We start from the raw sequence: 9,827 nt of genomic DNA, 5'->3' as shown, positions 1-9,827 counted from the left end.
CGGCCCCTGGCCCACGCACGCACCCCAGGGGCACCCCCGCCCCCAGCCGCCCTGCCCGCCACCCCCTGCATATCCCCGCTGCGCGCGGTCGAGACCCCGCCGCGCCCGCTCGCTTAATAGGTCGCAATCGTCGGCACCGCCGACCATGCCGCTATCCAGCACTGGCGGGGCCTGGCAGGGTGTTTTTACCCCCAGCTTAACTGTCGGGAAACGTCGGGTTTTGCACCGGGCTGCTTGAGTCCCGCGAAGCGCCGGCGATATGGTGTCGATCCGCTTCAACTTGCGGACGATTTGTGAGGTAGCGGGGTGAACTAAGGCTTGTTAGCCTTGAGAGCTTCCGAAACTAACTTTATGACTTGGGCACTGGGAAGCATGTCGGCCAAGTCATCCTTCTTGGCCTCGTCCTTGGACGGATCTGACGCAAAAATCACACGGATGAGTACCGTAATGATGACCGTTGCGGGTGTAAAAAATGCCAGCAGAATGAAGATTGCGTGCCAGCCCATAGAACCGTATCTCCAGCTGTTGACACACCAAAACATTGCTGTGCCTGTGATGAACAGCAGCGCTGCAGCAACTAAGCTGAAATAGAAAGCATGAATTTTGGATTTATAAGCAAAGCTCAGCGACTTCAGCAAGGCGTTGTCACTCGCCATAGCCTTAGCGTTGGTTTTATCAGTCTCGATGGGATCGGAGCTTGCCCCCGCTCCGCTAAATGAAGATCCACCGCTCATCTGGACGGATGCGGCTGATTTGTCCTCAGGGACGGGGGGCACAACGCTCATACTTTGGACAACAATCCCAAGTTGACAAGACGCCAGCGCATTGCTGACGCCGATACACCGAAGCGGTTAGCCAGCTGGTTGATCGTTTGGATCCCATCTTGCTCGATTGCACTCTTCACAAGAGATTCAGGCATCAGCAGCTCAGCCGCGAACTTGTTCGCTTCCACTTCCACAACGTCGTACACGCGCCCAGTGAACGTCTCCGTGGTATCGCGGAAAAGCGTCTTTCCAGCCATATGGCCTAGAGCATAGTGACCCACCTCATGTGCGATGGTGAAGCGCTGCCTCTCTGCGCCCTCGGTGGTGGCGTTGTATCGGCAGTAGAGATGCGGTTCAGAATCGCCCTCGGCTTGGTGATAGTGCAGCGCACCACTCAAACCCTGAGCAATATCGGCCTGCCCGAGAGGAACCACTCTCAATCCTAAGGCTTCAGCAATTGCCTTTGGATCCACGGGCAGGACACCATTCCAGAAGCGGTCGAGAAGGGCCGATGCAGAAACTTTTTCCATGGGAGACCTCCTTTCATCCGAATTTTCCCAGAACGTGCGATTGTACGAACACTCTCAGGCCATTTAACTGCATATCCATGCAATATGCAAAGGAAAGCTCTTGCTAGCATTAAATTCGCCACCACACGTTGCTTGGATGTTCGGAACGATCAAACGTTCAAAAGGGCACATCCTTCTCAAGAGAGGCAAGCAGATCAGCGGGTATGCCAATCGAGGATTTCAGGCCATGCGTCGGCTGTGCTTCTGGCGGTTCCGCCGTGGTCGTGGGCGGCAGGTATTGCCCCGGGTTGTTCAGCACGCCGGTCGATGTTGTTCGGTACCGCTCCCACATTTCCTCGTCCGTCTCCGGCACCGAAAGCTCAACAAGCGACCCTGGTATGCATATCGCTTCTGGGTGTTCGTCTTTGATGTGTTCTTCAGTGCAGCGGAATCGGGTTGTCCTCCACTTCCCAAAGATCTGGATCTTCCAAAAGTACTGTTTCTCAAGCTTCATGACAGCCTCCTGCAACACTGTTTATTTATACAGTATTTCTAAAACCCCTACGTGCGCACTAACAGCTATTCACTGCTTGCGGCCATTGTTTTGAGGTGATCCAAAAGACAGCTTTCCGCCAAAAAGCAAGCGCTGGCGAGCCTCTCAATCGTTGGCCTATACCTAGGCCTATAGAGATAAAAACCCGCCCGCAGGCCGCATGCTCATTGGGTCTATGGCTCCCTGAGCTTCCGCCAGAACAGCAAAAGCACCCCACCGAGGGTGCTTTTTCGTTGGCGGCTTCTGCCACGCCCCGATCACCAGTTATGCGTATAGCTCGCCGTCAAGGTCGCACCCGCAGCCGGCAGGCGGCTGTCGTTCTTGCCGCTGCGCATCAGCTGGCTGTAGAGCGGCAGGTAGTAGCGGTTGAACAGGTTCTGCACGCCGACGGTGACCAGGTTCTTGTTGTCGAACTGGTAGCGGCCCACCACATCGACGCTGTAGTAGCTTTTGACATCGGCGCGAGCAAACTGGGTCTTGCCATCGGCCAGGCGGTAGTCGCGTGCGCCAAACCAGTTGAACTGGCTGCGCAGGCTCCAGCGGCTGCTGGGGCTGTACTGCAGATAGCCAGTGATCTTGAGCGGCGGGATGCGGTAGCCCGTCATCGGCTGGTCGCTGCTGGCGCCGGGCGGCGTCTCGCGCCCCTGCATCCAGGTGACGGTGCCGCCGGTGGACCAGTGGTCGGCATAGTGGTCGGCGGTCAGCTCCACGCCTCGGATGCGCTCGCGCGTGCGGGTCAGGTGCAGGCCATTGTTGAAAGATTGGACAGCGCCCAGGTCCGAGCGTGACTGGAACAGCGCCAGCGTGGCCATGGTGTTGCCGAAGGTGCCGCGCCAGCCGATTTCATAGTTGTCGGTCTTGACCGGCTCCAGCTCGGACGCATTGATGTCGAACTTGGCACCGGCATTGCGCAGCTGCAGGCCCACATCGGGCAGGTCAAAGCCCTGGCTGAACGAGGTGTAGAACTCATGGTCCTTCCAGGGTTTGAAGGCCAGGCCCAGGTTGTAGAGCACTGCGTCGTACGCGACCTTGCCACCGGCCACGGTGGCCGGGTTGGGCAGGCGCGACTGCGACAGCGGCTGGAAATCTGCAAAGCTGGCCTGCGATTTCTCATAGCGCAAGCCGCCTTCGGCGGACCACTGGTCGTTGAACCTGTGCTGCAGCTGGCCAAAGGCGCCCGCGCTCTTGACGGTGACCCAGGGCATGTAGATGCGCTGCCCGGTGGGCTGGAACACCAGGCCGCCGCTCGCGTCGTAGGTGGCGGCATCGAAGGTATCCAGCGGCATATTGCTGCGCTCCTGGATATAGTCTGCGCCCCAGACCAGCTTGGTGCGCTTGTCGTCGCCAATGGGTGTGCTGATGGTCAGGCGCCCGCCAAACACCTTGTTGTTTTGCATCACCTGGTCGACAAAGTTGCCCCGGTTGCTGTTGCTGCGCGCATCAAAGGGCGCAAAGCGCACAAAATTGTCGCGGCCGTAAACCATCGCGCTCAGCAGGCTGCCGCCCAGGTCCTTGTGTTCGTAGCTGGCGCTCAGCAGGCTGTTCTCCACCTGGTTCTGCTCGGCCAGCTTCAGGCCCCGGATCGCGCGGGCCGCCACCGATCCTAATGGCGCCTGGTTGACGCTGGGGTCGTTGGCGTAGTCGGTCTTCTGGTGCGCGCGCAAGTGGCTGGCCGCCAGCTGGATGCGCTGGTTGCCATCAATGCGAAAGCCGATCTTGCCGCCCAGGCTGTAGGTGTTTGAATCGAACAGATCGCCCTGGCTCGCATCGGGCGCAATGCGGTCGCCATGGCCATCAAAAGCGCCACCCATGCGGCGGGCCGAGATATCGACCTCGTAGTCGACCACCTCGCCCGCGCCCGACAGGTAGTGCTGCACCTGGCCTCCCAGACCATCGCCGCTCAGGCGCGAGAGCGCGCTGTCAAAACCCAGCGTCGTGCGCGCCACGGGCTGGCCGCCGACCGGCCGGGTAGTGACCGAGATCACGCCCCCAGTGGCACCACTGCCGTAGATCGCATTGCTGCCGCGCAGCACCTCGACCCGCTCGATGCGGCTCATCTCCACATTGACCAGGTTGCGCGCCGTGTCGCGGTTGGTATTGAGCGGAATGCCATCGACCAGCACCAACACGTTGCGGCCGCGCAAGGTCATGCCGAAATCGCTCATGTTGCGGCTCGAATCGGACATGCCCGGCACGCTCTTGGCCAGCAAGCTATTGAGGTTGGCCGAGGTGGCGCGCAGGTCATCGAGCTCCTCACCCTCGATCACCGTGACCTGGCGGGTGGGCTGCATCAATGAGCTGTCGGAGCGCTGGTCGGTCACCACCACGGTGGGCAGCTGGTGGCTGGGCTCTGCAGGTGACGCAGGCGCCTCAGCAGACGTTGTAGCCGCTGCTGCAGGCGCGGCCTCCGCCACCGGTTGCTCGGCAGCCATTGGCTTGCGGATCTGCAGCGCGCCACCGTTCAAGGTCTGCAGCTGCAGCGCCGATCCCTCCAGCGCCTTGCGCACCGCCTGCTCTGCCGTCCAGTGGCCCTGGATCGCAGCACTGCGCTGGCCTTGCAGCACAGCGGGGTCAGCGACGATGCTGCGCCCGGTCTGCTGGCCAATACGGGTCAGGGTGTCGGCCAGGCTGCCCGCAGGAATGTCGAGCTGCACGGCAGCGGCTGGGGGCGTATCGGCGGCCCTGCTGCTGGCAGGGGCCAGCGCAGAGCTCAGCAAGGCGGCCAAGGCCAGCACATGGAGGGGCGAGCGTTCAGCACAGCTGCGCACGGTCGATGGAGCACCTGCATGGCGGCGCTGGAGGCGGGAAGTGGTCACGGCAGAAGTTCCTTTTCGTTGGGTACTGCTTAACCAGTGCGCCGAAACCGAAAAACCCCTCATCTATTTGCATAGGGTCGCGCGCATGTGGTCGCGCAACAGAGGGGGTTTTGCCTTCAGCGCCCACCTTGCGCGCCAATCGTGATCAACGGCCCCCAACGCTGGATCTGCAGCGGCAGCATCTGGCCCAGCGTGCCCAGCAGCTCCTCCACGTCCAGCCTGAAGATGCCAAACACCCGCAGATCCGCCACCGAAGGGGCCACGCGGATATAGCCAGAAAAATAGGCCTGCAGCGCCTGGGCCACATCGGCCAGCGGCCAGTCATCGACAGCGAGCATGCCTTGCTGCCATGCCGCGCGCTGCACCGCATCGCCCGCCAGGGGCTGGAGCTGCCGGGCACTGAAGCGCGCACCTTGGCCTGCATGCAGCAAGGTCTGCCCCGCCTCGCGGGGCTGCAGCCTCAGACTTTGCTCCAGCGCCACCATGTCCGTGCGCTCCGCATGCACCCGGGCCATCATGCGGCCGGCGCCGAAGAGAGCCACCCCATCGCGGGTGTGGATCTGCAATGGAGCGGCTCCGGCATAGCGCCGCGTGGCGATCAAGGCCCCGGCGCGCAGCTGCAGCGCGGGCGTGCCGGCTGCATCGTGCACATCGACGGCAGAGCGGGCATCGAGCAGCACGCTGGTCCCATCGGCCAGCATAAATTCACGGCGCTCACCGGTGCCGGTGTGCCAATCGGCCATCAACTGGCCCAGCGGCGTCAGCCGGTCTGCGACCAGCGCGGTGGCCACACCGATACCGCCCAGCACCAGCGCGCCGCGCAGCACGCGCCGGCGGCGGTTGTGGAACAGCGCCTGCATGGCGGCTTGGGCATGCAGGCCCTCGGTATGGGCCTGCAGGCTGCGCACCGCCGTCAGCGACTCGGCCAGCGCCGAGCCCACGCGCGCCCAGGCCGCCTGGTGCTGCGCATCCTGCTGCAGCCAGTGTGCAAAAGCCTGGTGGTCGGCTGCGCTCATCGTTTCCGCCTCGTGACGCACCAGCCAATCGACGGCGGCGCGCAACGTGGCGCAGGGCAGGGCTGCATCGCTCATGGCGCGCAGCTGAGGCACTGCAGCAGCGCGCGCCGCATATGGCGCTCGACGGTGGCCAGCGAGATGCCCATCTGCTCTGCAATCTGCGGGTAGCGCATGCCTTCCAGCCGCGACAGCAGAAACACCGTTTTGACCGGCAGCGGCAGCGCGGCCAGCGCCCGGTCGATCTGGCAGATGGCTTCGACCAGCATCGCATGCGTCTCGGGCGACAGCGCCACCGCCTCGGGCATATGGCGCAGCGTGTCCTGGTAGGCCGCCTCCAGATCCTGGCGCTGCCAGAGCTTGATGAGGATGCGTTTGGCCACCGTCGACAAAAAGGCGCGCGGGTGCCGGATATCCAGCAGTTCGCCTTCCGTAGAAGTGCCCTTTTCGGTCAACTGCAAAAAGGTCTCCGATGCCACATCTTCCGCCTCGCTGTGGCTGGATGCGCGCAGCATCAGGCGCCCACGCAGCCATGCATGGTGCTGGCGAAAAATGGTCTCCACCTCAGGGTGGAGCGGGTGCTGTGGCATGGGCGGGGCCGTTGAGGAAACACGAACAACCGCAAGATCATAATTGATAATGATTCTTTTTTCACAAAGGGCGAAGACCCTTGTGCAACGGTCTGCGGCGAACGCCCTGCACCGACCGGCGCCCCCCGCGCCACCCCCATCCCGGCAGCAACTGGCTTGATGCGCATCAAGCATTGCACTGCATCAACTGCATCGCCCGCATTCATAAAGATTGTCAAACAGTCTCCAGCCTGAAGATGTTTGACATTGCCGCATTTCTGCCGCTTGCTCATCCTACTACCATGCATAACAGGATTGAATAAACTTATTTACAAAGGAATGCAATGAAAGGCTTCAGAATAGCGATGGCCCATTATGTGGGCCTGGGATGTGCGGTGGCAGCACTTCTGCAACCCCTGGTGGTCCAGGCCCAAACTGCACCTGTTATTTCATGCAGCACGGACCCGGCCATCTTCAATACCGGCATTGACGGCAGCAATGGCTACAGCATCACCAGCCCCAAACTGGCTCTGGGCAGCGTCGATGCGCATTGGACCATTGCCTCGGCCTTGGGCGATATCACCACCCCCGCAGCCGCTGCCGCGTTGACCTATGCCCCAGGCCCGGTAGACCGGCCAGGCGCTGGCAATGGCGCCTGGGTGCAGTCGCCCTTTGGCAATGCCCAATGGATCGGCGTGCAATACGGCAGGGACTACTACGTCTACCAATACCAATTCACGCTGGACCCGTCCGTTGACCCTGACAGTTTCAATCTGAGCCTGAGCCTGTATGTGGATAACCAGGTCAAGCGCATTCTGGTCAATGATGCGGTGTTTGACTACACCAACGGCGGCACCATTGCCGGGGTGGGTGGCTTTGGTGCCGGCGGCAATGTCCCGGTGCTGCTCAACCAGGGTTTCAACACCGGTGCCAACACGATCTATGTCGTCGTCGGCAACCAGGGTGACCCCTCGGGCCTGCTGGTGCAGTCCAGCGGCACAGCCTCGTGCTCGCCGCCGCTGTCCGTGGCCAAGCAAGCGATCAACAACGATGGCAGTGCCTACACCGGTCTGGCCAGCGCCAATGCCCCCGTGTTCTACAACATCACGGTCACCAATGCCAGCACGCGCGACGCCAGCGGCACGCGCCTGCGCGATACCCTGCCCGATGGCCTGCAAACGGCCGGCAGCACCTGGAGCTGCAGCCGCCCCGCCGGCAGCGCAGCCGTCTGCCCGGTGCCCGCCACGGGCAGCTTTCCGCTCGATACCGTCTTGCCAACCCTGCCCGCTGGCAGCGCTCTGGTGTTCCGCGTCAATACGCGCTTCAGCAACCCGCTGCCCGCAGGTGCCACCGTCATCACCAACACGGCCACCATCGAGCCGCCTGCCACCAGCACGCTCAGCTGCGCTGCCCGCGATGGCTTTCCCACGCCTTGCAGCGCCTCGGCATCGGTGGCCACCAGCCCCCTGCTCAGCGTGACCAAGACGGTGGACGCGACCGGCCCACTCTATGCCGGGCAAACCGCCACCTATACCGTCACCGTCAAGAATGAAGGCGCGGCCGAACTGACGGGCGTGGCCCTGTCTGACAGCCTGCCCGCCGGCTTTGCCTCGGCCACCTGGAGCTGCCAGTCGCCCGTTGGCAGTCTTGCGGTCTGCCCACAAGCCAGTGGCAGCCTCGCCGCAGGCGGGGTGCTGAGCCAGACCATCGCCAGCATGCGCGCCAATGCCAGCCTGGTCTACACCGTGGTCGCCACGGTGGACAGCATCGCCACCCGCATGGACCAGGTCAGCAACACCGCGAGCGCGACGGCCAGCAATGCCGAATGGCTGTGCTACAACCCGGCCACTGCGCAGACCCAGGACAAGCCCTGCAATGCCTCGGTGGCGGTCGATCTGTGGCCCAACCCCTTGCTGCAACTGAGCAAGACGGCGCAGGCCAGCGCAGCGGTCTATGCCGGCCAGACGATGAACTACACCATCACCGCCCTCAACGCCGGCCAGGTGCCCGTCACCCAGGCCCATATCACCGACCCCTTGCCTGCCGGCCTGGAAAACGCCAGCTGGACCTGCAGCACCAGCGGCGCTGCACCCTGCGTGCCCGCCAGCGGCACCGGCGCGGTGGATGTGACCGTCGCCTCGCTGGCCGCCGGTGACAGTGTGACGATCCAGCTGGCAACCACCGTCAGCGCGCAGCCCCCCGCCAGCCTGGTCAATACAGCCTCCTTCGCGGTGGGCGAAGCCAATGCGCAATGCACCGGCGGCAGTGCACAGCCCTGCAGCGCCACCGCGGCTGTTGCCACGACCACCCCGCCCCTGCCCTCCAAGGCGACCGCAGTGCCCAGCCTCCAGCAATGGAGCCTGGTGCTGCTGACCTTGCTGACCGGCGGCATCGGCGCCTGGCGCATGCGTTCGCGCGTTCAGCGCAGCCGCTAAGCATCGTGATCGATGCCCGGGGTGCGCAGGCGCAGCGCCCCCCGGCTGCCGGCCTTGGCGGCAGCAGAGGGCCAGTCCCCACACTGGCCTGCCCTCCCCGTCCAGCAACCGACCCACAACACCCTGGATCGTCTTATCAGAAATGAGATTCATTTCTATTTTTTGATAAGATCGCGCCTTCGCTGCCAACCAGCCCCTGTCCCGCGTCGCTGCCGGGCGCATTTTTGGGCCCCTTTTGCAGCCCCATGGCCAAGGTGTCCTCTCGTGCTCGCGAGCTATTACGCAGAACTGCTGAACTTCTTCTCCCGCTCGCTCAATGACCGGCAAGCGGCGGCCGATGTCGTGCAGGAGAGCTATGCCCGTGTTTTGGCACTGCAGGCGCGCGAGGTCGCAGTCAGGGACCTGCGGGCGCTGCTGTTTCGCACCGGCAAAAACATCGTCATCGACGACGCCCGCCGCCGCCAGGCCGATGCCCAGCTGCTGCAGACCCTGGCCCTGGTTAGCGCTGATGAAGCCCCATCGACCGAGCGCGTCATCGCCAGCCGCCAGCAGCTGGAGCGCTTGGTACGCCGCCTCTCGGCTATGCCGCGCAAGCGCCGCGAGGTGTTTGTGCTGGTGCGCATCTATGGCTTTAGCCATGCCGAAGCGGCCGCGCACATGGACATCAGCATGGCCTCAGTGGAAAAGCATGTGGTGCGCGCCGTTTGCGACTGCATGGGGCTGGAGGCCTGATGGCAGCGGCCGGCACTGGGGCAGACAGCCCGCGCAAACGCCTGGAATATGCCTTGCTGCTGATCGCCCGCCAGCACGCGGGGGAGGCAGCCAGCGCCAAGGCCGCGACACAGACTTTGGCCCGCTGGCGTGCGCAGTCGCCCGACAACGAGGCGGCCGCCCAGCAGGCGCTGCAGGGCTGGCAGGCGACCGAGGCGCATGCGCTGCAGGCGGATTTTGCACTGCCCACCAGCCAGGCCGAGCGCAGCCGCCAACAGCGCCGCCGCAGCTTGTCACTGCTGGGCACGGCGGGGCTGGCCAGCCTGCTGGGCCTGGGCGGGCGCTGGTACTGGCAGCAGCCGCTGGCACGCATGGCGCTGCACACCGGCCATGGCCAGATGCTGGCCCAAAACCTGCCCGATGGCTCGCACCTGGATCTGGCGCCATCCACTTCCGT

The 9,827-nt window shown here is 63.5% G+C and carries 8 protein-coding genes and 1 pseudogene; 3 read left to right on the top strand and 6 right to left on the bottom strand.

Annotated elements, in window-relative coordinates; all coding sequences use genetic code 11:
• Nucleotides 1-311: 311 nt before the first annotated feature.
• The 6 genes from H928_RS0123785 to H928_RS0123760 form a co-directional block, all read right to left on the bottom strand.
• Nucleotides 312-785: a hypothetical protein gene (locus tag H928_RS0123785; protein ID WP_021028737.1), complete on the bottom strand. Its 474-nt coding sequence runs from the start codon at nucleotides 783-785 to the stop codon at nucleotides 312-314.
• The gene (locus H928_RS0123780; protein ID WP_021028736.1) at nucleotides 782-1,294 is read right to left on the bottom strand and encodes an ImmA/IrrE family metallo-endopeptidase; all 513 of its coding nucleotides are present in this window, start codon (nucleotides 1,292-1,294) and stop codon (nucleotides 782-784) included. The genes H928_RS0123785 and H928_RS0123780 overlap by 4 nt, the downstream gene beginning before the upstream one ends.
• A gap of 157 nt (nucleotides 1,295-1,451) precedes the next feature.
• Entirely contained in the window at nucleotides 1,452-1,787 is a 336-nt protein-coding gene (locus H928_RS0123775) for a hypothetical protein (RefSeq protein ID WP_148293285.1), read from the bottom strand.
• A gap of 296 nt (nucleotides 1,788-2,083) precedes the next feature.
• Entirely contained in the window at nucleotides 2,084-4,642 is a 2,559-nt protein-coding gene (locus H928_RS0123770) for a TonB-dependent receptor (RefSeq protein ID WP_239645067.1), read from the bottom strand.
• A gap of 116 nt (nucleotides 4,643-4,758) precedes the next feature.
• A complete protein-coding gene (locus H928_RS0123765; RefSeq protein WP_021028733.1) occupies nucleotides 4,759-5,733 on the bottom strand; it encodes a DUF4880 domain-containing protein in 975 nt (324 codons plus the stop codon).
• On the bottom strand, nucleotides 5,730-6,245 hold the full coding sequence (locus H928_RS0123760; RefSeq protein WP_021028732.1) for a sigma-70 family RNA polymerase sigma factor: 516 nt from the start codon (nucleotides 6,243-6,245) through the stop codon (nucleotides 5,730-5,732). The genes H928_RS0123765 and H928_RS0123760 overlap by 4 nt, the downstream gene beginning before the upstream one ends.
• A 323-nt stretch (nucleotides 6,246-6,568) precedes the next feature.
• Between H928_RS0123760 and H928_RS0123755 the strand changes: the two genes are divergently transcribed.
• The 3 genes and pseudogenes from H928_RS0123755 to H928_RS33870 all read left to right on the top strand — a co-directional run.
• A complete protein-coding gene (locus tag H928_RS0123755; protein ID WP_084635947.1) occupies nucleotides 6,569-8,659 on the top strand; it encodes a DUF11 domain-containing protein in 2,091 nt (696 codons plus the stop codon).
• Between the two features lie 264 nt (nucleotides 8,660-8,923).
• Nucleotides 8,924-9,391 (top strand): sigma-70 family RNA polymerase sigma factor, encoded by a 468-nt coding sequence (locus tag H928_RS0123750; protein WP_021028730.1) that lies wholly within the window; start codon nucleotides 8,924-8,926, stop codon nucleotides 9,389-9,391.
• Nucleotides 9,391-9,827: pseudogene (locus H928_RS33870) on the top strand (iron dicitrate transport regulator FecR); the annotation flags it as partial. The gene H928_RS0123750 and the pseudogene H928_RS33870, both read left to right, overlap by 1 nt.

Source organism: Comamonas sp. B-9 (genome assembly GCF_000410635.1).
Lineage (GTDB): Bacteria > Pseudomonadota > Gammaproteobacteria > Burkholderiales > Burkholderiaceae_C > Comamonas.
Note: the sequence above shows the minus strand (reverse complement) of the source record. Positions and strands in the feature narration are given on the sequence as shown.

Coding starts and splice junctions, on each gene's coding strand:
- H928_RS0123780 (WP_021028736.1), bottom strand. CDS start 1,294: ATGGAAAAAGTTTCTGCATCGGCCCTTCTCGACCGCTTCTGGAATGGT.
- H928_RS0123765 (WP_021028733.1), bottom strand. CDS start 5,733: ATGAGCGATGCAGCCCTGCCCTGCGCCACGTTGCGCGCCGCCGTCGAT.
- H928_RS0123760 (WP_021028732.1), bottom strand. CDS start 6,245: ATGCCACAGCACCCGCTCCACCCTGAGGTGGAGACCATTTTTCGCCAG.
- H928_RS0123775 (WP_148293285.1), bottom strand. CDS start 1,787: ATGAAGCTTGAGAAACAGTACTTTTGGAAGATCCAGATCTTTGGGAAG.
- H928_RS0123785 (WP_021028737.1), bottom strand. CDS start 785: ATGAGCGTTGTGCCCCCCGTCCCTGAGGACAAATCAGCCGCATCCGTC.
- H928_RS0123755 (WP_084635947.1), top strand. CDS start 6,569: ATGAAAGGCTTCAGAATAGCGATGGCCCATTATGTGGGCCTGGGATGT.